The sequence below is a fragment of the Aureliella helgolandensis genome (assembly GCF_007752135.1).
GTDB lineage: Bacteria > Planctomycetota > Planctomycetia > Pirellulales > Pirellulaceae > Aureliella > Aureliella helgolandensis.
In genome coordinates this window covers 5,681,883-5,702,882 of the sequence record NZ_CP036298.1, presented here as the reverse complement: position 1 = coordinate 5,702,882, position 21,000 = coordinate 5,681,883, and the positions used below count along the sequence as shown (strand labels likewise).

Genomic DNA, 21,000 nt, shown 5'->3' with positions numbered 1-21,000 from the left:
ACGAAAGATTAATCGTCAGCCCCACGAGCCGCCGCCCGCAGCAATGCCGACCGCCGGTCTCTCAGTTTTTGCATGAGGGTTCGTTCATGTTTCATCAGCGAATCAATCGCGGCGATGCGATCTTGTGTTTGTACGTCAGGCACGTCGATCGAAAGTTCGGTCAAATTGCCCTTAGTGATTTGTGGCACGGCCGTGCCCGACGACACCGAGTCAATGAGAGCCTGGAACCGATCCTGGTTGATCGCCCAAGCCAAATACCCAGGCCGAACGCGTTCGTCTTTTGCACGAAGCACCATGAAATAACCAGCAGGCACAATGTTGTGGTGGTCCACCACGTCACACAAAAACGCATACCGGCGAGCGCCGCGTGCGAGAAACACTACGTCGCCTGCCGACAGTACGTGGTTTGGCAGATTCGGAATCTCCATCGGCGTCAACGCATCTGGATTGAACCGACCATCTTCATCCACATCACGAATCTGCAGCACCAACGCATTGCCACCAGGTTCTTCCTGAACCCGGCCACGAAAGTGATAGCCCATCCGGACTTCAGCAATATTGTTAATTAGGCGCTGCATGTGGAACTAATTTGCCTTGCGAATTACAGACACGATCTCCTCAGCGATTTCTTCAACCGTATGCGTCGCGGTACTTCTTGCTAGCTTGTCAGCAATGGAAGGGCTGTACTCGATCACTTCCTTTTTCGTGATTTCGTGCCAGATGGGTAGCAGCACCTGATCGCCCGAAACAGCCTTGGTTACAATTCCATCCAGCTCGTAGTTGGTCCATCCTTTACCAAAGAAGCTTCTGGACAAGACCACGACTCCAAATCGACTTCGTGCTAGGCCTTGGTCAATTTTTCGACGCAAGCTATCGCCGATCCCTAACTCAAATTCGTCGAACCAAACACGAAGCCCACCCTCCCTCAGCGCTTCGGCCAAGGGCCGGACAACTGAGTCCTTGTCTTCACTGGCGTGAGAAATGAAGACATCGAATTCCAATTCTTCGACGGTGCCGTCATCTGCTGGTGCTGGCGTACGAACAAGGCTCGGAATGGATCCCAAAGGGGCTTCGTTAATTGTCGGCAACGGCCGAGGTGGTCGAATCGTACGAATCGAGCTGCTAACACGGCCGCCCAGGCCTTGCATATCCACAGCGACATGCCAATGGCCACTGTTAGGTACGGGGATTCGAACCGGTGACTTCGTCGCTCGACCGCCATGATACGAATGACGCCGACCGGCGCGGTAGCTTTGGAAGTTTGATGAATCGAGCAGGCGGACATTCGCTGAATTGCCTTTCAGCGTGACCTCGACAATATCGCCTCTTTCACGGTGACCAAGATTGTAATGAGTGAAATTCATTTCTACTTGCCCTCCGCAGCGAAACGCTCAATGTTTTGGATGTAGAGGTGCATCAGGTGATTTCCAGCCCGCCGTTTCAAATTGAGTCGATCCACTGGACCGCCTAATGGCGCACCGTAGCGTAGATCGTCGAACTCAATGTCGCGGTCATCGAGGATGTCTTTCAACTGCTCAAACTGCTCGGCCGTCAACGCTTCTGGATCTGGTGGAACAAGCCCGTCGGGTGTCTTGGGTGCATTTAAGTCGATGTCGACAGGCTGGAATACAGGGCCGACGTTTTCAGGTGGCGGTGGCGCACGAAATAAGTCATCTGCATCGCTAACGTCCGTTGATGGGATGCCGAACAGGTCGTCTGCATCGCTAGAGTCTGTAGATGGGGCGGCGAATAGGTCGTCGACCATGTCCAATGGTGGTTTGGCCATCACGACAATCCCCGGGCTGCGCACGATCTTCCCATTCAGGAACTGAAGCACGCTTCCGCAACTGTAGAAGGATGGCATCACAATTGGGATGCGAGGTGGTAATGAGACAACAACATCATCTTCGTTGATGACTCGTAAGATGCGCGAACCGAGACTACGATTCATCGCCTCGGTGAATGGACGATCGCCAACGCGCGGCTGTCCGAAGGTGATTAAACCATTGACTCGATGTCCACTAGACTCAAGTCGACGCATCGACAGAGTTGCAATCGCCCCACCTAGACTATGCCCAGTTAGCCAAATGTTCCTCGGCCGCCCGCGGTGCTCGATCGCGGCAACGACGGATCGCATGAGCGTCTCTGATGCTAAATAGAAGCCCTTATGGACCTCGCCCATGTCGGTCGTGATCTTTGCGTAGTCTAGATCGGTCCAATAATCGGCAAGTTGAGCGATATCCGTACCACGAAACGCGATAATAAGAACTTCCTTGTCCTTGTCCCATGCAGTGATGAAGTGATGGTTGTCGACCGTGACAAACTCACCGAGCGTTAGGTTGTAAAGGCGCAGCCGATTTTGGACGGTTGGAATACTGTCCTCGTAGGCAAGGAAGCTCATCTCGGCCAACAGTCGAACGGCTTTCCAGTCGGGACTACTGCTGGTCGACTGGAATGGTCGCGTCAAATGTTCCGTTGCAAGTTCTGGCAAAGGGAACGTCGGTATCGAATTGCTCACGACGGCTTCGGGTGGCGGCACGAATTGTGCGAGCGCTGGCGAGGCCAGACTCATCAACAACAATGTCGCCGGTACAACAAAACTCTTCATCAATCTGACTCCAAATAGGGCGACCATCAAGGTCGCACCAACCGAACACGGCGACAGCGAAGTTGCTAGCGCCGGAGCGGCCGTCCTTGACCGCAGGAATTTGGGAGTCAGAATGGTGCTTTCAGTAGATCATCCGGGCTCCCGGCCCGCATGAACGCAGACGGCTTCGTGTTCCACCACGGAGCCGTTTTTTATGCGCTCATGACATCCATTTCTCAAAGTCTATTGCCGAACCTCCTGCAGTACAACCCTACAGCAATACTTTTGCTGCACTATCCAGCGATCGCTACAAGCCTCACTTTGTCATTGATATATCGTTTCTGGCCATTTTCGATAGCTTGTACTGAACTAGTTTCACTCCGTGCCGAAGAATCCATAACAGTATTAATTAGTGTACGGATGTGCGCTATTCAGCTTGCAATAACGTGAGAAGCGTCCAGGCGGAGCCCTAGGGACGAGGAACCGTTTAAGTCCGCTTGTGGGACTGGCCGCCGAGATTCTGCACCCGCGAGAGGAACTTCACGAGAAAGAAGCCGGTCATGGCGGTAGCTCGAACCGGGTGGTGTGAGTGTCGTAGGGGAAGCCCTCAATCTTCGAACTCACTATCTTGAAAATCGTTTTCATCAGCAACGACCAAGATCCAAACCGTGCCTGAATGAGGAATTGCGAAGTAGTGCTCCTCCGTCTGCAATCGATAGTCATCGAAATCAATCCAATTACGAATTGAGCCAGACCCACTACCTTCGCGGTAGCGGGTTAGGCTTGGATCAGCTTCAAGGAAATCCTTCGCGGCTCGGCAAGAAACGGAGTCACCTCTCCGAATCCTAAAAGCTCCTCGCGTTCGGAGAGCAGCAGATGTCCATCCAAACTGGATCTTGCCATTCTTTATAGCGATTGTCGCACAGGGGAAGTCCGACAACTGGGTCCAGCGGACCAGGAGTCCCGTCAGCGAGACTTCGAATGAATTCCGCACTCGGTGGAAACGATCTAATGTCACGAAGTTGCTTGAGTTCACCTCGGGGCCAAGTAGATACTTAGGCATTAACAGTCCGGACGCAAAGAAATCGGCTTGCTGTTCAACCAATGGATCTGACGTGAACTCAGAAAAAGATCCATGCGACTGACGGCTACGAACCAAATAATCACGATGCTTCGGGAGAAAAAAGTGACCAAGTTCATGTGCAATTGCGAACAGGATTTTCGTGTGGTTCTGCCCCTTGTGGGGCCAAGCGTTAAAACGCGTATTAAAACAAATTAAAAATCGCGGACCGACGAATCGTATCCGACCATCAAAGCAGTCGCCAAAGTCGTCACCGTCGTAGCAAATAAGTTCGCGTTCCGCGTCCATTATCGCAAATGGATCAACGGGAGGCTTCACGAATTCAAAGATGCTCGCAATTTCCTCACCTTGGATCGCCGCATGGTTCAATGCTGCGTAATGCAGCTTCCATGACCTATCCTTCCCCAAAATCTTTCCCTTCATCTTCAGGTAATTCGATTTCAGGTAATCCAGCAGCCCTTTCTTCCATCCGTCTCAGTTTTTCCGCTAGCTCTGGAGGGATTGCTTTGCCTTGAGCGCGATACATGGCGGCCAGTTCGTGGGCTTCCGATGACTCTTTGCTCAAGTCGAACTCTGCCTGCAAGGACGGATCACAAACCGTTGGTAAATCGCCACGAATTTTGGCAAGCATCCTTTCCAGCTTGTCCTTTGGCAACGGCTCGGTGCCAAGACCTTCTAGCATCGCGTCAATCTCCTCGTCCGATTCCGGCCGGTAACCCCTTGGCGTTATAACTTTGTTTACCAATGACAATACTAAACGATCTTTGTTCGATGAATCGCTTCTCATGTGAGAGCTCCAGTCGAAGGGTTGTATCCTTGTCGCATGAGTTCTGCCTCTATTTTGGCGATTGCCCTCCGTTTATTCTGCCGAATAGTTCCCTCGGGAATCGGGACGCCGTCTCGCTGTTTACCCAGTTCGACTCCGAGTTCTGCGGCTTTCACCTCCTCGTCCCCGGCTCGCGCATAAGCCTCAATCACAAGTCGTTCAAGTTCATTGAGAGTATCCAGTGCGCGTTGGACAACTTGACACAATGGCTTTGTCGGTTCGCCGTCCTTCAAGTTGCCATCATTCGCCGCAGTTTCAGCAGCAGCAATCTCCGCCAACCATGTGTCGTCGACTTGCGTTTCCAGGTTCCTCGCCTTCTGCCACCTTAGATGCCCTGACACGAGCTTCAACGCGATACGATCCACAATTCGGTAGATAAATGCCTTCAAACTCTGGGAAGGATCGTAACGCTCTCGGATTTGCCAAAAGATTCGAATCCCATCGGCTACGACGTCCTCCGCGTCAGCGGTGTTCAATCCGTATTTCTTGATCATTGCCCTCTCCAGCGGTGCAGACAGCGATAGGACAAGCTCTGCCTGGACCGACTCATCGCCGTCCCAGGCTCGCAGCTCCAATTCTTCGTCGCTCGCTGATGTATCAGCTTGGCTTTCCATTCCCACCCTCCGGCTCGACACAGTTTCCTCTACTTGCTCTATCCATGGCCGTTACAAAAAATCCGAGCGTTAATTGTAACGGCACTGGGTAGTACTGTTGGCAGAGTTGAAAAGCACTGAGGCGAGTTCCGAGCAATAGACTTCCACTGCGACGTACGCGTTTACCCAGACTCGATCGCTTGATTGCGGGAAACCAAGCAACTACCGCCGCAACAATTCACATATCCCTTGGGAGTTTTCAATGAATCACGGTCAGCGTGAGTTTTTGTGGCAGGTTCACAGCTATCAAAACGAGTACATCCGATTTGCCGATTCGAAGGCGGCCGTGACATCCGCTTGGTGCACCGCGCTCATCGGCGCTCTTTACGCGTCGGAACTCCACAAATCGACAAGTGCGAGTGCCGCTTGCGTCACGCTTGGAGTAATCGCAGCCAGTGGGCTTGTTGCGGGGTTCGTGTTTTCGGTTCTTGCGTTAACACCCCGACTACGCATTAACCGCTGGAAAATAGGCAAAGCCAAAATGAAACCGCCACCTCAAACTGGTCTCATCTATTGGGGGCAAGTTCATAAATTTGCAAAAGCTGATGACTATTGCAGTGTTATGAATGAAGCGACTGATTCAGACCACGTTGAACAGCTAGCACGACACATTCACGTACTGAGTGACATTGCTGTGGCAAAGTTTCGACTTGTCAATTTCGCTATTTGGGCTTCGGCTCTTGGCAGCCTCTTTCTGATCTTCGCACTTCTGCTGAAACCGTAAGACTTAAACGCCACTTTTTGTACAGGATGACAGAATGCAACAGCTCGGAACGCCACTACTAAAAGACAGTCTCTTGCGATCGTTTGAGAACGGTCTTGAGGGGCAATTTCTTGAATCTCGATCGCGATACAGCAGCAAAGCAGCGTCGATGTCCGCAAATTCAAGAGGAGGGCTCATTGTCGAAGCGGACGAAGCACAGCTTGCGTTGCGTCCTCTATTCGGAAAAGGGCTCGCGCTCAAACCGACGATCGGTGATCATCCAGACTTTCTGCACCTAAGGGGCACTGATGACGTCTGCTACTGCGCCATCACGACTCTGTTCATGGATATTGAAAGCTCTACCAGATTGAGCCTCCTATTTCCGCTTGAGGAAGTTCGTCGAATAAAAAATGCGTTCATTCAGACTGCTATACAGATTGTCCGATGTTTTGACGGACACGTTCATCGCATCATGGGGGATGCGGTCATGGCCTATTTTGGCGGACCTATGGTTAAGCCGGAGGACGCAGCTATTAACGGCGTGAACTGTGCAGCCACGCTTCAGGTTTTTGCCGAACAAATCGTTGGTCCCAAGCTGAGTACTATGGGCTTCAACCACGAGTTCGGAATACGGATTGGGTTGGACCATGGGCCCGAAAAAGCAGTCCTATGGAGCTCGTATGGATATCCTGGCGTCGAAGAGGTGACAGCCACTTCGTTCTTCGTGGACGTAGCTGCAAAGCTCCAACATGCCGCCTCCCGTAACCGCAGTATGGTTGGGGGAAGTCTTGTGGACACTCTGGATTTTCCAGAATCACTAGTCGCAATCAAGCGTGTGAAGCGAGATGGCAGTCCGGTTGAAATCCCATTCGTGCAGCCGAACCATACAGATCAACATGGAACTGCAATCAACTATCGCCAATGGAGGCTCTCAACTTATGAGTACTTGAAGTGTACACCATTATCGTCAACCAAACTCATCGAATCCGGCAGTATTCCGGCACTGCGCGTATTCGCGGAAGTGTATGACGAGGATCGAGTTGAACGCCAGGGATCTTATTTTGCGGCTAGTCGCATCGTTCCCAAAAATCGCTGGATTAAGTTCACGGTCGCGATTCCATATCTTCCCCAATTGCCATACACGATCAGGTGTTCGGCAAAGAACCATGGCACTGAGGCGTGGAACAAAAACCCGGTAGACGGTGATGCGCATTCAAGAGATTACGAAATTCGCACGCAAGAACAGCACGAGCGCTTCTCTCACTGGGAAAAGACAAAGTATCGAGGTCTTCATTACTTGACCATTGAAGTCCGCACCTCCCACGGAGTACAATTTCGAACGACGTTTGGAGTTTATGTTGAGTAACTGCGTTTCTTTTCAGCTCCTACAAATCAGTCGCCGCGCGGCAACGCCGACGAGTAGCCGTGTCGATCCGCCTCGTCGATTGACTACGAGCCGCACATGAATGCGATCCACCATTCAAGAGTCCAATCTCAGATCGAAATCCGCTCGACGATATTGCGAGTGACTTTCCGCTGCCGCCTATCGTACAGACGAGTGGTCCGTGGGTCAGCATGGCCGGCGAGATTCTGTACGTCCTCGAGTGGGACTCCCTGAGACAGAAGGTCGGTGATGGTGGTGACGCGAAATGAATGGGGTGAGAGGCGACTGGGCAAGCCAGCCGCACGGAGCCGGCGCTTAACCATACGCCCAATGTCGTCGGCAGTCATCCAGTTTTCTGTGAGTTGTTTGGTTCGTCGAATGGTGGTTCGAAACAGCGGACTGGCTTTGTCGCAAGCATTGAGTTGTGCCGCAGTTTGGTAAGCTCGGATCGTTTGGCTGAGATCGTGGCGTACTGGGATCTCCCGCGACTTGCCGCCTTTCTCGTGGAAGCGGAAGCAGTATTGCTCCCCGAGATCGTAGAAGTCGCAGCAACGCAAACCAGCCACAGCTCCGGCGCGGGCTGCTGTGTAGATCAAGATGCTGATGATCGCTCGATCACGCAGGCCGACGATGTTGGATACATCGATACTGCGCAACAACTGGCGGGCCTGATCGATTGATATCTCCGGTGTTTTGCCTTCGATTACGTGAAGTCGTTCACCGCGAACCGAAGCGGCAGGATTAAGAACCACCACATGCCTGGTGACCAGTGCATCGAAGAAGTGTCGAAGCGCGGCCAAGTGCAATTTCTTGGTTGACATCGCGTACGCAAGACCGTCCAAGTAAGTGCCTACGTCCATCGGCGTGATTGTCGGCAGATCTCTATTTTGGCGATCGCAGTGACGCAGGAATTGCCGAATCGCTCGCTCATACGCAGCCCGCGTGTGCCGATTTCGCAACTTGCCATAAATGAATTCCTCCCAAGCAAACTTCGCCGCCGGGCCAGCTTCTTGGATGAGATTGGGTGTCCCGGCATTTCCATTAGCAGTAACCAATTCGCCATCACTCTGATGTGGAACCGGCACCGATTCGGTCGGCTTTTGTTGCTCGGCTTGCCAAGCTGCATCATGCCATTCAATTCGTTTCAATGTCCCTCCGCGCAACTCCTCGTACACACTATCCGTTGCTTTACCCACAAGGCAACTCAAGAATGCCTATAGTGAGTTTTTGTACTCTCGAACCTTAACGCTGAATAACATCCTTTGTCCAGCATTAAATTCGGATATTGGATAGCGCTTAAGTTCTGGAGCTTGGAACTGCCATGCAGGGTGAGCGGCATAGCAACTGCAGGTGAAACCGAGCAATCGCTTTGAACGTCAAGGCGATCGATGCGACATGGTGGCTGCGATGGAAAGGCCAAGCAATATTTCGCTTGACAAAACACAGCTCCTGACCAAATTTGAGAAATAGCCACGGTTTTTCGGCTAGCCCTCAAGATTTGGCAAACGCAGTCGTTTTGAGTCGGGAATACACGCGAGACACCAGGTGTACAGCCAATCGGCGGACAGCGGCACAAGTTCCTGCGTGTCTGAATCAAAAAACTCCCGGATCAGGACCACGCTGAGGATTGGCTGCCGACTTTGGAACGGAGTGCCGCATTCGCAGCAATGAAACGACATACTGGTGCTATCTCCTCCGCTTGATTGCTGCTCTAAGCTTGGTGCTTTTCTGCGCCAATCCGACAAACTGACATCAATGTTGCTGGGTATACATTTCATACAGTAAAACTTGGACAGCGTTTCGAGCGACTCGATCTGACCATCGTCGCGAAAGAACTCAAATCCAATACTCAATGTCTCCATTTGGCGTCCGTTGGAAATTGGCTGGTCACATCGTCGACATTGAAATAGGTTCATAGTTTAGCTCGCGGAAGAGGAGTTATCGTTGGTAACCACTCAGAATTGAGTGTCCCAGTTATCCGGAACCGAGTGTCCGACGACTACTAAACACATTCGAGCCAGGCGATATGTACCGCGCCAATGCATGGTTGTTCCAAGTAGTGTTTCAATTAAGAGAATGGGCTTCCGGCAGTGAAACAACTGAAGTCCACTGTTAAGTTAGGGTCAGGTAGTACGGTTACAATCTTACCCAAAGTCTTAGAAAAGGCATCGACGGTGCGAATTCCGACTATCCGAGGAACTATTGATCGCCGAATCTTGGCGAATTTTCGAGTTGATCCACGGATTCTAGCGACGATCTTACCAGCGCCCTTTCGTCCACAGACGGTCGCGGGATATGGAATCGCTGGCATCTGCCTGATCCGACTAAAACATATTCGTCCGAAGAGTTTTTCGGCATGGTTGGCATAGCCGGGAATCCCTGTGCTGCGAACTGGAACAACGTCGGGCGACCGTGGGAAACTAGCCCTCAACCCGAGTCAGTAGTTCGCGAAATAGGACTAATTGCCCAAGCAAGGCACCGGCTACAGCTATCGAGAGAATCCAACTGAATGCGAAATGGTAGACCCATAGAACTTGCGGCTCGTTCATATACTGCTGGAAGCATTGGTGATCGATCTGACCGGAAGCGATGCGTGTACAAACAACCTGTGAGGGTCGATGAAACCTGCACGCAACTGGCCAAGCAGTTTCAACCACGTTCATTATTATTACAGTGGGGGGAACGGCTCACACTGCCAGGAATGCCAAAAGCCCACTATTCCCCGCCGATCGCGCGGGCCACCAATGCCGTCTGAATGAGGACGTTGGGGCTCGAGAGATCCTTGGGTGTCTAAGCTTGTTGCCAATTTAAAACCAATTGCCACGCATCGCTTCCTCGATGGTTTCAATCGAGCAAGAATGCGAAATAGGACTACTCAGGTCGGTAAGCTGTAGAGAACAGGCGAGAATGTGAGAGGCGATCGGTGGTTATGGTAAACCTTCCAAAAACCTACTCGGGTACAGATTCATGATTGAATCCTTCGATATTGGCGGGCTAAAGAAAAGTCGTTGGAGCGCCCGTGAGCTCCATAACTTAGTCGCTCATCTTTTCGGGATCGAAACTGGCGTTGCCGCCTGAGTTTTCGAAGATCCAAGAATGAGCTTGGTCGACGACTTTGGCCACGAGTGGCAAGTCATCACGACCGAACGAAGCCGAATCCTTCCACTTCTCACCGTCGCGATACAGCCGCGAAATGGTGACGTTGTGACGCGAGCCATTTTGCGTTTCATTCTCCCAAATGGCTGCTTTGATGCGGCCTAGTCGAACTTCGTGAACAGGACGAACAACTTGTTTGGTAGCCATAGAGGCACCTCCTTCAGGTAACAGATAGAATCTGGCTATCTCACATAAGACAACCAACGAGAAGAACAGAAATCAGCAAGATGTCATTCGCTTGCGCGGCAGACAGAGCAGATCCCAAGAAAGTTTTCGCCTTTGCCGGCTGGGTAGTACTCGATGCGAGACCAGCCCTTTTGCGTGGCTTTGTCGAAAGACTTGGGGCCTTCATACAGGCATTTGGCACAAACCAAGCTGAAGGGAACATCGGCAGGAATACCGTGCTCGTTTTCTAGCACTTGACGGCTACGGCATAATGCAAAGCCGCAAGCGGCCAAGGCGACGGCCGCGTCCCAGTCAGCGCCGAGTTCTTTGGGGTAGTTGGTCTCAGGTGGAAAGCCACCTTTGGCCAGCCAAGCCAGCAGCGATTCGCTCAACTCGGAAACTTCATCCCAGTGCCGCTTGCTCCAAGCTTGAATTAGCGAGTCCCAGGTTGCTTGTGGATCCATTATCACACCGCCAGGGCAAGTAGGCTGCCAATTTTCGTGTCGAGCGCCGCTCGATCGCCAGCCAACTGCACCGACTGAGAAAGTTTGGTGAGCGCGTCGACGACTGAGAAGATCGTAAAGCCGCCCTGCTCGCGAGCGAGTTCCATAGCGTCTTTGACGATGGCCCGCGGAATACCGTGCTGCGTCAGAAGCTTGATCACTTCGTCGGCATCACTGCCCAACCGTTCGTGCATGGCTTTCTTCATGCAATCGACGAATCCATCGCGGCGCGCATCGCGTTTGGCGACTAGGTTGTCGATGATGCGTCGAATGTCATCCAGTCCATCGCGCACATTGGCGGTATGCTTGCGAGTGAACTCAGCCACTTCGACAGCGTCCCACACAATGTGGTTCTGACAGACTCGCTGAAACCAGAAGGTTTGGATGCCCAATGTGCGGCGTCCAACTTCTGAATTCCATAGGAAGAAACCTGGGGCGAACGCTTCGCCTTCGATCTCTGCCCAACCGGTTGGGTCAATCAGGAACGCGAACATATCCTGCTCACCGCAGTAAAGCCCAGTACTTTGGCTGTTCATCGCAACTTGTGGAGGCGAGAAGTCCGAAGCAAACTCTTTTACGAGATCCAGCAATTCGATATTCCACAACCGCGTGTAAGCAGCTCCGTGAATCGACCGAACGTCCTCGCCCGTGGTCAGCAGTTGAAGAGGCTTGTCCGCATTCGGCAAGGTTTCTTCAAAAGCTTTGCTGGCCGTCTTCCGTGAAAGTCGATTGATCGTATCGCGACTCACACTCGCCATGCGGCAGAGTTGTGAAAACGACCAGTCGGTTAACCGGAATTCGTCCGAGCCATCGACACAAACAGTCAAGTCGTGCGTAATGACAACTTCCTGTGGTCGACACCAAAGGTCGTCCGAGGCGATATGATCGTCCGCACATTTTGCGTACAACGCGTCGAACGATGAAAAGCATTCATCAGGGGAACGTCGAAATAGCTCGTTATGAGCTCTAGTAAGTGTCGCCATGGCAGTTTCTCCTGCGTGAGGCACCAATCGATCTGCCCGCCACCTTGGTCGGGCTATGGGCTGTCTCCGAAGAGTCAGTCCACCACCCGGCCAGGCGACAAGAATCAAGAGCGTCCACTGAATTGCTCCACAGGTCGACACTGTATTGAAAACACTTTCAAGACCACCGGCCTCTTAGGTCAGGAAGCTGTCCTGAGTTAAAAGGCCTGAATTCATCTACTCGAGCTAGGGCACTGAGAAACAGCGATTTACTGATTCCATAGCACGCTATTAGGAATATGTCACCTTTGGCACAATCGAATATCTGCGCCTGTTCAATTCGCTAAGGCTTCGTCGTCTTTCATCCGTCGGGGCTCGCCCGCTGAGGCGCTTGCGCCCTTGGCCCCGCACGGTGAAAGGCGATGAAGCCGCTGCGGTGCGCACTTGCCTTCCGCCGCCTCAGAATCGTGCCAACCTACCCAAAATGCTAAGGCTTTGTTGCTCGATTCCCGAGGGGCTCAATCGCACTGGCCGAGTGACTACCTACTACCCACAACGCTTAGGTCTGCGTTTCCCTCCACGTCGCGATCGGCTGTTTCACTCGCGGATGGCGCGGCCTGGTCGTTCGAAGTAGCTGACTTAGGCTCCCATACCAGCGTCGGCCCGAGCGGCTGACGTCTCGCCGAGTCGCGGTAGTAAGTGACTTTCAGAGCCTCTGCCAACAGTTCACCTTCCTCCTTCAGCTTGACAACTCGGAATTCAACAATGGCGTAGACGCTACGGTCAACGTAGCCAGTGCGATTCTTTCTGGACTGAATGAACGCTCGCGCCGCGGCAGGCTCCATGGGTACGCCGTGTAGAAAGTCATAGTTCTTCATGAACAACTTGAGGGTCGAAGGAATCGATTCTGAGTACTTCGACGAAGATTTGTACCAATAGGAATCCGGTCCATTATGGTCTCTTGGGAACTCCTGGTTGGAGAAGTCGTAGTCACCGATTTCCATATTTGCGCGCAGAGTGAACGTTTGCTCGACATCGAACTGGTCAATTCGATTCTGGAAGATTTTGCGTGTTTCCTCCTTCTTCTCGTGCATTAAGAACTCGTCGTTGCGAGCTAGATTCCAAGTGGCCTCTCGATAGTTTTCCATGTACCACTCGACGTTGGCATCCACGTCATAGTTCTTGTCGAGCTTGATGCTGGCCAAGGCCAGATTGTCCCAAGTAAAATCATGTGCGGTGGCTTGGGAGCTCTGAGAAAGGATCCCGGCAATCATGCACGAGGCTCCCAGGACGAAGTGTGTGAAACGTTGCATAGCATTACCTCATGTACGCAGAGACTGCTGCGACTCAACGTGAGACGCAACTTGGATGAACGGTAGGCACGCTGCCTGTTGCTCAGTTTTCTGTAGTCTCAAACCCAGGTGTGTTACGCATACAAAACCGCAAATCGAAAACTTGGCGAAGAAAACTTTGAGATGTCAGCCCCGCTTGAAGGGCGTTTGGGAGCCGACTTTTGAGTACAATTGAGCGTTCTTGGCGGCACTTCACGGCATGTTTTGAGGCCTAACTTTCGCATGAATAGTTCTGAGACACGCGACTTTTCCGAATATCAATCGGCGGGCGACGATACGCCGCTCAGTTTGGTGTCGGCGCTGCGCCGGGGAAGCGACCGCGCTTGGAGCCAATTGGCTCAGATTTGGGGAAGGACGATCTACCAATTTTGCAAAGGTAGAAATCTGAAGCACGAAGATTGCGAAGAAGTCGTGCAAGCTGTCTTGGTTAAGATGTATCGCTACATTGCCCAGTTTGAACGTGATGGCAAGGCCATGCGGCTTCGGCACTGGGCATTTACGATCGTTCGCCGCGAAATCGCTACGCACTGCGAACGCTACTTGGCCAAACCAGGATCACCCGGCGGTGAGGACTATCAGCGTATTTTGGGAGAAATCCATTCTGACGAAGATGCTGAAGCATCCGCAACCGCTTTTCGAAATCAGCTGGTCAACAACATCCTGGAATCCATTCGACCGGATTTTGATCCCAACGTTTGGCAAGCATTTGAGCTATTCAGTGTGCAAGAGATCGACGGGCCAACGGTGGCCAAGCGACTGAACATGAACGCCAATGCCGTGCGGCAAGCGGCCCATCGCGTTCGCAAACGCTTGAGGAACGAGTTGGAGGGCGTGCTAGACGCGGAAACGCCGCAAGGGCTCCTGGCAGTCCCAGAATCCCAGGCAGTTGAAGAAACTCTCGAAAGTTAGGCGGACTCGCGTAACGCCTGCGAGTTTGTACTGTCATCGCCATCCATTCTGGCCTCAGCGACTCCCCCCCTGCAGAATACCATGGATCCAAACAACCCATTACCCATCGATCAAAAAAGTCGGTTGACCCAGCACGACCTCGATACGGAGAAAGCCGAAGCGGATCCGACCCTGGTGGAAATTGACCAGGTTGTCCGAGACGCGGTGCACAACACAATTAAGTGCGAACTTGACTCCAAGGCGAACCAACTGATTGAGAAACTCACCAACCTGGAGACGATTCGTAAGCTAGCCGCGATCCAAGAGCCGCTTCCCGAGCTTGGTGCCTATGAACTGCTGGACGAGGTTGGCCGTGGCGGTATGGGAACGGTTTATCGGGCCAAACATCGGCAACTAGGCAAGATCCAGGCTCTGAAAGTCATCCACAGCCACTCGGGACTGACGCCAGAAATTCGAGCTCGTTTTCGACGCGAAGTGCAGGCCATCGGAGCGCTCAAGCACCCCAACATAATCGCAGCCCATGATGCGGACTTCCAAGGCGATGTGCCTTACCTGGTCATGGACTATGTCGAGGGTGAATCACTTGCGGAAGTACAGAAGCGGTTAAGGTCAGAGGGTAAGACGATTTCGGTCGGGGCAGCTTGTGAGCTAGTGCGGCAAGCCGCCTTGGGCCTTCAGTATGCTCACAATCAAAAGATTACGCACCGCGATATTAAGCCAGGCAATTTGATGCTAGACGATGAAGGCGTCGTGCGCGTACTCGACTTGGGCCTAGCGCGCTTGGGAGCACAGGACGATGCGTCCGAGCATGAAGCAACGGACCTCACGCGGGGTGGACAGATTCTGGGAACTCCGGACTATATGTCCCCGGAGCAGCTTCGTAGTAGTCGCGATGTCGACGCTCGTGCCGACGTTTATGCTCTGGGCGTCACTCTGTTTTCACTGTTGGTCGGCAGTCCTGTGTATCGAAGTCAACCAGGCGAGAGCTTCATCGCCAAGGCCTCGCGCATTCTACATGAGCCCCTACCCAACTTGCGCAAGCGTCTGCCTGATGTACCCAAGCCACTAGCGGATATCATTGCAAAGTGCTTGGCCAAGTCACCTGACGAGCGCCTTCAATCGGCTGGCGAACTGGCTGAGGCAATTTCTCAGTGGGCTAGCCCCGAAGAAGTAAGAGCAATCCTGCCCGGCTATGCTCCACCACAGAAGCAGCCTACCAAGCACGCTGTCAGTCCCAGTGAAACCAAAGCCGAACGCAGCAAGTTTCCGCCTCGCGTCTTAATCGGCGTAGCTGCGGCAATCCTGATTCCGCTGTTGATCGCGGCGGGAGTCATGCTGAAGTTGAATCTGCCCGGTGGTGGTGAGCTGATTGTGGACTGCGATGATCCCAACGCCAAAATCCAAGTCGTGGCCGTCAAAGATGGCCAGCGCGAGGATCTAAGCTTAACTCGCGAAGTTGGCAACAAGCTCCGACTGAGCGAAGGTCGCTGGACCATTCTCATTGAAGGCGTCGATGCCTCGGAATTTACACTCTCCGAGAAAGAGATCGTGATCAACGGGGGAACGCCAGCGTCGATCCGAGTGACACGACGAGATGCGACTTTGGCGGATAGGCCTTTAGTGGAACCGGCTCGAGCGGCAGCAGACGCAGCTAAAGCTGCGACAATCGCTTTGACCCAGAATCGCGATGGCACGGTCCAACGATTGCCTTCGCAGAATACTGTCGACTGGTCTCTCTTGCGTTCAACCGGTCATTTTTCGGGCCTTCTCCCGTCGCCGGCGGAACATTCAAAACTGTGGAACTGGCAAATTCGCCCGTGGCTGCCACCGTTGACACAACATGCGCATGGCTTAACAGAAAACCGGATTGCCATCGATCCGGCCGGCAAGTACTACGCGGTCATCTCGCAATACGACTGCAAAATCATGGAGCTAAGTAGTGGAGTCGTAACCCATACCATTGCGTCGCCTCAAGATAGTCGTTGGTGTGGTGTCGCGTTGACGGCTGGTTGCCAGCGTGTTGCTTTGTTGTCGGAGAATGGCGGCTATGTAGAAATTCGCGATGCCAGAAACCGTATAGTGGCCCAGTGGGATGCAAGTGATCTCATTGACGGCTCCTCAAGCCACGGAGCCATCAGCTGGACAACCGCAGGCGATCAGCTTGTTGTTTGGGACAATCACAAGGCAAATGTGGTTGATGTTGCGGGGAACGTGCAGGCGTCAATCGAGTTTGAAGCTGCCGCTGGTCCCGAGCAAGATCCTTCGAACCCACGCATGCCGGTACAGCGTGCTGTTGCTTGCGATCCCGACAGTGGACAAGTTGCCTTTGGATGCACGGACGGGCGCGTTCGCATATGGAACACTGAGTCCGACACTTTGCGATTGCTTCCATCTGAGCGGGAGGACGAGTCGCTCCGTGCCGTTCGTTGGTCGCCCAATGGTAGTTTTCTAGGAGCGTTGAGAACGCGCCAGTGGGCTGATGGTGTGGCGCTAGAGATCTGGAGCAGAGATGGACTTCTAAAAAGCACCATCAATGAAGATCAATTTAACTCTGTTCAGCAGCCCGCGAGCGAATTTGCGTGGTCGCCTAATGGTCGCGCGCTAGTATTGGGGAGTGGTAAGGTCGTGGATCACTACGGCAATCTACAACGTGAACTGGACTTGCTAGGTGAAGAACGAGAGCACGGCTCGCCAAGAATCACTTCCGTCTGGGTTCCGGCTTGGAGCGATGATGATGCGGAAGGAAGTCAGCGCATTGATTTCGTTGCTAGTGGTGATACATATGGCCTCCAATGCGGGCGCCTGCAATCCTTTACACCCACAGGACAGAGCCTACCGAGCGCTCAGTTTAGAAATGCCCTACAACCCCAAGAGTTGAGTTGGATCGAGGAAACCGGCGAACTAGCGGCGGTCTTCAGTTATCCAGACAGCAGTGAATTGCGAACATGGACGATTGATGGCAAGCCGCAGTCGACGGTTTCCATACCGAGATTCGTGACAGGCAAGATCCAATCCCGTGGCGGCAAGCTTCTCTGTCGTTCTGGTCGCGAGTTTACGCTACTCGATCGCAAGGGCAGCGAGCTAGGCGTCCATGCCTTCGACGAAAACTTCGAACTCGGGCAATGGGAATGCAGCAACGCTGGCGATTGGACTGCCTATTTTGGCAAAGCCACCGATACTGGAGTCGTGCGTCTAATGGACAACTCGGGTGAAAGTGTTATCGAATTGCAATTGCCTGAATCCATCGCCAACACTGGATTCAACACGAGTTCAGGCTACCTGTTCTGGAGCCCGGACGACAAGTACTTGGCAGCAACCCTTTTATTGGAGGACGCCACTCAGCGGGTGTTCGTGTGGGAGACCGCCAGCCGTGGTAGCTTGCCCTTCGTCACCGTCGAGCTTACGGACGACCAAACGCCGCATCTCCAATGGAGCCCGGAAAGCCAGTGGCTAGCGGTTGTGCCGGGTACTGTGGACGCCGAGAACGGAACGAACCTGCGTTTCTTGCACGTAGCATCGCGGGAAGTGAAAGAGATCGCCACTGGTCAAGACTATTTCCCTGCTTGGCATTCGCCCGAGTGGTTTGATGAAAGCTCAATTCGAGTAGGCGGCGTTGCGTTGAACATGCCCGTCGAGCCCGATGGCGAGATCCAAGTTCGCGACCTTGGTTTCACACTTCAAAACGCGCAGGCCGCAGTTAACATGAAGGAGCTCGGTAAGGTGCTTTTAGTCAAGTCCAACGCGCAGAGACAAACATTCGAAGTTTGGAAAGATGGGACTTTGCAGTCGGCGAGTCCCGCTCCGCCGATCGCAGCCTCCGATTTCCGAAAGAACACTGAGGGAACCAAAGCGGTATTCTTCACCGGCAATCCATACGACGCGTTCGTGCAAGTCGACTTGAGCACGGGAACAGTAGACTACCTCGGCATGTCACTCGACAACGGTTCGACAGTAGAGCTAACCGCCGATGGCAGTCTTCTTAATCCCAATTCGGACGTTGATAACTACCTTGGCTACACCCTCCGCTACCCAGGCGGCGCCGAAGTAACCGTGACACGATCTGAATTCGAAAAGCGACAACAGGCCACTGCGCCTCAAGCCGCTCTAAACTGGATACTTGACATCGGTGGCGCCGTTCAAGTTCAAGGCAACGACGCTTGGTTGTCCAATCGCGACATTGCAGACAACCTAGCAGCATTGTCACCCTCTCGAATCGTCAACATCGATCTCACTGGCTGCATGCTCACCAACGAGTCTCTAGCTCAGTTGGTTCACTTTGAGAATCTCCAGTCACTCGACTTAAGCAAAACTCGCCTGGCATCGCTAGAGTTCCTGCCCAAGCTGGATCAATTAACTGCACTGAGTCTTCAATCCATGCAGCTCAAGACGCTAGGTACTTTGCAGCACGTCGATTCCCTCCTCCACCTCGATCTCTCCAACTCGCCCTTTGACTCCAGCATCGCCACAACGCTAGTGTCTGCGAGCAACTTGCAGACGCTCAACCTCGCCAACACCAATGTTGATCGTTTTCTCCTGAATGACTTAGCCGAGTTATCAAACTTGACTACACTCGATGTGCAGCAAAGCAAAATTCTGCCTGCGGAAATAGCGAGCTTTTCCCAGTCCCATCCAGCTATCTCGGTGAGTTCATCGCCCTAAAGCGTGAAGTCTTGTGCAAAGTCATTTGCAAAACATGGCTTTTGTTGAACACACATGTTAATGCGCCGAATAAGCTGAAAGTGTTGCGACCACCGGACACGAAAGTTCGCCATAAGCTTGGGTTGGCCTATCATTCACGCAAAGATTTTGTCCGCTTTACAGCTCGACCTAGAGTCTTAGCGGCATTCTCGCATTGCCGTAAACGTTCAACGACCTCCGGTGTTAACTTTGTTCCGTACGACGATCGTCGTAAGAGCAATTTCCATTCCAAGTTCCAATAGGCAACGAACTGCGTAACTTGCGTTAATTCAGCCAACCTTTTGCGCAATGAAGACAATCCATGGACTTAGGCTTGCCATTCGTCTTAAGCCCGACCACTGTTCGACGGCTACAGCGGCGGGGATCATGCGAGAATCGCTTCCACGTGAAAAAAACGGTAGCCAGCAGAGTCCCTCTTCCTCAATCATATTGAAGCCGTGCTTAGTCATTTGTTTTCGCCACGGCGAGTAGGCTACCTTGTAGTGCGTAGACGCGTTAGGATCACCCTTAGTTGGAAACCAGTTCTTGAGCAGGCCTCGTAAGGAACTTCTGTTTTGAAATACGCCGACGAAAACTCCACCGGGCTCTAATACTCGTTGGGCTTCTTGAATAAACCAATCGCATTCCAACATTTCACTGACCTCGATGCCGAGCAACAGACGGACTGATTCCGATGGGCTGGGGAATTCTTCGGAACCTGGCTCAACGCAGATGCATTCGGCATGAGGAATTCTTTCTAGGCAAATATCGAGCGACGCCCTGTCGATGTCAGTACCTGTGATTTGCCAACCGAGATCAGATAGCATCTTTCCCCAACGCCCACCCCCGATACCTATTTCCAGCGCGGTGACAGGTGGACCTGCCAATTCCTGGCCCTGCAAGATGAGACGCTGCTCAACGTCAGTAATATATTTCCCCCAGCGCGTCGCCGTAACATGCTTTTCCCAGGCTGTTTTTGGTGTGAAATCACTCACTACCTCGATTAGATCATTCATACCTACCTCTTTGAATGCCTAGATGGCATTTGAGAATTTCGAAAAGGTTCTGTTGAGAATACAACAGCTACAAAAAGAACCGACGGCTACTTGTAGCGATAAGCTAATGGGATGCCGGTGGAGTCACGCCCATTTGCGTGAGCTTCGCGAGATACTCGTCTGGGAAGGCCGCTAGCTTTTTCGAGCACGCTGCGCAACAGATGTAAACTGCCTTTCCGTTCACGTCTACCTTCATTGGAACGCCTATGCCGCCAAGAGGTTCATCCAGGACAAGGCATATCTTCTGCGCGCCGATTGCCGCCGCATCAGCAAGAGTGGCGGTGAAAACACCCGGTCGAACTTGCTCGCCTTTGGCTGAGTAGACCTTGGTGAAGTATTGGTCGGGCGAGCTCCGAACCTTGCTGCTGCAACCTGCGCAGCAAACGAACAAAGCCTTCCCACCGACCATGATTTTGGGAGGAGCGCCCATACTGCCTAACAGTTTTCCATTTACCGGGCAGGTGGCTTGTAGGCTGATAAGTACTGCGTCAGAGAGTTGGTCGTCGGCTAAACGACCAGTGACTTGAAAGCTGAGTGGTTCAGCATCCACATTGGTCAACTGAACTTCCATGTGCAGGTCATACTTCTTGACTTTAGACAGGTCGACACCAACGCCGATTGCTTGATTCTTAAGTCTGTGGAGCTGGTAGGCGTACTCCTTAGCGTCATCACCCACTCGCAATTTTACTGTACCACAAGCATCAGGAGCAGCAACAGCATTGCCCTTCTTCTCAAGCAGCATAAACATAATGCCCTTTTCGACGAGGACCGTTTCAACTCGATGTTCGCCAATCAGCTGGAGTAGGCCGCCATGCGGTCCCGTCTCTATATTCATCGAATCGTGATCGTGATTGGAATGCGCATGTCCGGCGTGTGAGTTTAGGGCGGTGTTCTGCGCGGTAGCAAGAATCGGGCTGCTCGTTATGAGGGCGATCGTCAGTAGGGATACGTTGAGAGATAGATTCATGGTGTGGCTTTCATTGAAAA

General features: G+C 52.7%; 18 protein-coding genes. 5 read left to right on the top strand and 13 right to left on the bottom strand.

Features of this window, described 5'->3' with window-relative positions; translation table 11 throughout:
• Nucleotides 1-8: 8 nt before the first annotated feature.
• The 6 genes from Q31a_RS20020 to Q31a_RS19995 all read right to left on the bottom strand — a co-directional run bounded on the left by Q31a_RS20020 (nt 9) and on the right by Q31a_RS19995 (nt 5,108).
• Nucleotides 9-578 carry a restriction endonuclease subunit S gene (locus tag Q31a_RS20020; RefSeq protein ID WP_145081895.1) on the bottom strand — a complete coding sequence of 190 codons (570 nt, stop codon included), beginning with the start codon at nt 576-578 and terminating at the stop codon, nt 9-11.
• Nucleotides 579-584: 6 nt separating this feature from the next.
• A complete protein-coding gene (locus tag Q31a_RS20015; RefSeq protein ID WP_145081893.1) occupies nt 585-1,364 on the bottom strand; it encodes a DUF1883 domain-containing protein in 780 nt (259 codons plus the stop codon).
• Between the two features lie 2 nt (nt 1,365-1,366).
• Nucleotides 1,367-2,608 carry a lipase family protein gene (locus Q31a_RS20010; RefSeq protein ID WP_197355423.1) on the bottom strand — a complete coding sequence of 414 codons (1,242 nt, stop codon included), beginning with the start codon at nt 2,606-2,608 and terminating at the stop codon, nt 1,367-1,369.
• Between the two features lie 586 nt (nt 2,609-3,194).
• Nucleotides 3,195-4,091: an ImmA/IrrE family metallo-endopeptidase gene (locus Q31a_RS20005; RefSeq protein WP_145081889.1), complete on the bottom strand. Its 897-nt coding sequence runs from the start codon at nt 4,089-4,091 to the stop codon at nt 3,195-3,197.
• Nucleotides 4,063-4,455 carry a hypothetical protein gene (locus tag Q31a_RS20000; RefSeq protein ID WP_145081887.1) on the bottom strand — a complete coding sequence of 131 codons (393 nt, stop codon included), beginning with the start codon at nt 4,453-4,455 and terminating at the stop codon, nt 4,063-4,065. Before Q31a_RS20000 ends, Q31a_RS20005 begins: the two co-directional genes overlap by 29 nt.
• Nucleotides 4,452-5,108: an RNA polymerase sigma factor gene (locus Q31a_RS19995; RefSeq protein WP_145081885.1), complete on the bottom strand. Its 657-nt coding sequence runs from the start codon at nt 5,106-5,108 to the stop codon at nt 4,452-4,454. The genes Q31a_RS20000 and Q31a_RS19995 overlap by 4 nt, the downstream gene beginning before the upstream one ends.
• A 241-nt stretch (nt 5,109-5,349) precedes the next feature.
• On the opposite strand from Q31a_RS19995, the gene Q31a_RS19990 reads away from it, so the two are divergent.
• Together Q31a_RS19990 and Q31a_RS19985 are read left to right on the top strand one after the other, a co-directional pair.
• Nucleotides 5,350-5,871: a Pycsar system effector family protein gene (locus Q31a_RS19990; RefSeq protein ID WP_145081883.1), complete on the top strand. Its 522-nt coding sequence runs from the start codon at nt 5,350-5,352 to the stop codon at nt 5,869-5,871.
• Between the two features lie 322 nt (nt 5,872-6,193).
• The gene (locus Q31a_RS19985; protein WP_197355422.1) at nt 6,194-7,216 is read left to right on the top strand and encodes a nucleotide-binding domain-containing protein; all 1,023 of its coding nucleotides are present in this window, start codon (nt 6,194-6,196) and stop codon (nt 7,214-7,216) included.
• Nucleotides 7,217-7,344: 128 nt separating this feature from the next.
• Here the strand turns inward: Q31a_RS19985 and Q31a_RS19980 are convergent, their stop codons facing one another.
• A complete protein-coding gene (locus Q31a_RS19980; RefSeq protein ID WP_231690853.1) occupies nt 7,345-8,382 on the bottom strand; it encodes a tyrosine-type recombinase/integrase in 1,038 nt (345 codons plus the stop codon).
• A 1,026-nt stretch (nt 8,383-9,408) separates the two neighbouring features.
• Here Q31a_RS19980 and Q31a_RS30380 point away from each other — a divergent pair.
• A complete protein-coding gene (locus Q31a_RS30380) occupies nt 9,409-9,603 on the top strand; it encodes a hypothetical protein (protein ID WP_197355421.1) in 195 nt (64 codons plus the stop codon).
• Nucleotides 9,604-10,267: 664 nt separating this feature from the next.
• On the opposite strand, the gene Q31a_RS19975 is transcribed toward Q31a_RS30380, so the two are convergent.
• The 4 genes from Q31a_RS19975 to Q31a_RS19960 form a co-directional block, all read right to left on the bottom strand.
• A complete protein-coding gene (locus tag Q31a_RS19975) occupies nt 10,268-10,537 on the bottom strand; it encodes a hypothetical protein (RefSeq protein ID WP_145081877.1) in 270 nt (89 codons plus the stop codon).
• 83 nt (nt 10,538-10,620) lie between these two features.
• Entirely contained in the window at nt 10,621-11,019 is a 399-nt protein-coding gene (locus tag Q31a_RS19970; protein ID WP_145081876.1) for a hypothetical protein, read from the bottom strand.
• 2 nt (nt 11,020-11,021) lie between these two features.
• Entirely contained in the window at nt 11,022-12,041 is a 1,020-nt protein-coding gene (locus Q31a_RS19965) for a DUF932 domain-containing protein (protein WP_145081874.1), read from the bottom strand.
• Nucleotides 12,042-12,559: 518 nt separating this feature from the next.
• Complete coding sequence (locus tag Q31a_RS19960; protein ID WP_145081872.1) at nt 12,560-13,333, bottom strand: DUF4852 domain-containing protein; 774 nt, start codon at nt 13,331-13,333, stop codon at nt 12,560-12,562.
• 261 nt (nt 13,334-13,594) lie between these two features.
• Between Q31a_RS19960 and Q31a_RS19955 the strand changes: the two genes are divergently transcribed.
• Together Q31a_RS19955 and Q31a_RS19950 are read left to right on the top strand one after the other, a co-directional pair.
• Complete coding sequence (locus Q31a_RS19955; protein ID WP_145081870.1) at nt 13,595-14,281, top strand: RNA polymerase sigma factor; 687 nt, start codon at nt 13,595-13,597, stop codon at nt 14,279-14,281.
• 81 nt (nt 14,282-14,362) lie between these two features.
• A complete protein-coding gene (locus tag Q31a_RS19950; protein ID WP_145081868.1) occupies nt 14,363-18,940 on the top strand; it encodes a protein kinase domain-containing protein in 4,578 nt (1,525 codons plus the stop codon).
• A 308-nt stretch (nt 18,941-19,248) separates the two neighbouring features.
• On the opposite strand, the gene Q31a_RS19945 is transcribed toward Q31a_RS19950, so the two are convergent.
• Both Q31a_RS19945 and Q31a_RS19940 read right to left on the bottom strand, forming a co-directional pair.
• Complete coding sequence (locus Q31a_RS19945; protein WP_145081866.1) at nt 19,249-19,974, bottom strand: class I SAM-dependent methyltransferase; 726 nt, start codon at nt 19,972-19,974, stop codon at nt 19,249-19,251.
• 103 nt (nt 19,975-20,077) lie between these two features.
• The gene (locus Q31a_RS19940; protein ID WP_145081864.1) at nt 20,078-20,980 is read right to left on the bottom strand and encodes a hypothetical protein; all 903 of its coding nucleotides are present in this window, start codon (nt 20,978-20,980) and stop codon (nt 20,078-20,080) included.
• Between the last annotated feature and the right edge of the window lie 20 nt (nt 20,981-21,000).

What these genes read in the sequence shown, in the direction of transcription:
- Q31a_RS19995 (WP_145081885.1), bottom strand. Translation starts at nt 5,108, where the DNA reads ATGGAAAGCCAAGCTGATACATCAGCGAGCGACGAAGAATTGGAGCTG.
- Q31a_RS19945 (WP_145081866.1), bottom strand. Translation starts at nt 19,974, where the DNA reads ATGAATGATCTAATCGAGGTAGTGAGTGATTTCACACCAAAAACAGCC.
- Q31a_RS19955 (WP_145081870.1), top strand. Translation starts at nt 13,595, where the DNA reads ATGAATAGTTCTGAGACACGCGACTTTTCCGAATATCAATCGGCGGGC.
- Q31a_RS20010 (WP_197355423.1), bottom strand. Translation starts at nt 2,608, where the DNA reads ATGAAGAGTTTTGTTGTACCGGCGACATTGTTGTTGATGAGTCTGGCC.
- Q31a_RS19965 (WP_145081874.1), bottom strand. Translation starts at nt 12,041, where the DNA reads ATGGCGACACTTACTAGAGCTCATAACGAGCTATTTCGACGTTCCCCT.
- Q31a_RS19970 (WP_145081876.1), bottom strand. Translation starts at nt 11,019, where the DNA reads ATGGATCCACAAGCAACCTGGGACTCGCTAATTCAAGCTTGGAGCAAG.
- Q31a_RS20015 (WP_145081893.1), bottom strand. Translation starts at nt 1,364, where the DNA reads ATGAATTTCACTCATTACAATCTTGGTCACCGTGAAAGAGGCGATATT.
- Q31a_RS19975 (WP_145081877.1), bottom strand. Translation starts at nt 10,537, where the DNA reads ATGGCTACCAAACAAGTTGTTCGTCCTGTTCACGAAGTTCGACTAGGC.
- Q31a_RS19940 (WP_145081864.1), bottom strand. Translation starts at nt 20,980, where the DNA reads ATGAATCTATCTCTCAACGTATCCCTACTGACGATCGCCCTCATAACG.
- Q31a_RS19985 (WP_197355422.1), top strand. Translation starts at nt 6,194, where the DNA reads ATGGATATTGAAAGCTCTACCAGATTGAGCCTCCTATTTCCGCTTGAG.
- Q31a_RS20000 (WP_145081887.1), bottom strand. Translation starts at nt 4,455, where the DNA reads ATGAGAAGCGATTCATCGAACAAAGATCGTTTAGTATTGTCATTGGTA.
- Q31a_RS19950 (WP_145081868.1), top strand. Translation starts at nt 14,363, where the DNA reads ATGGATCCAAACAACCCATTACCCATCGATCAAAAAAGTCGGTTGACC.
- Q31a_RS20005 (WP_145081889.1), bottom strand. Translation starts at nt 4,091, where the DNA reads ATGAAGGGAAAGATTTTGGGGAAGGATAGGTCATGGAAGCTGCATTAC.
- Q31a_RS20020 (WP_145081895.1), bottom strand. Translation starts at nt 578, where the DNA reads ATGCAGCGCCTAATTAACAATATTGCTGAAGTCCGGATGGGCTATCAC.
- Q31a_RS19990 (WP_145081883.1), top strand. Translation starts at nt 5,350, where the DNA reads ATGAATCACGGTCAGCGTGAGTTTTTGTGGCAGGTTCACAGCTATCAA.
- Q31a_RS19960 (WP_145081872.1), bottom strand. Translation starts at nt 13,333, where the DNA reads ATGCAACGTTTCACACACTTCGTCCTGGGAGCCTCGTGCATGATTGCC.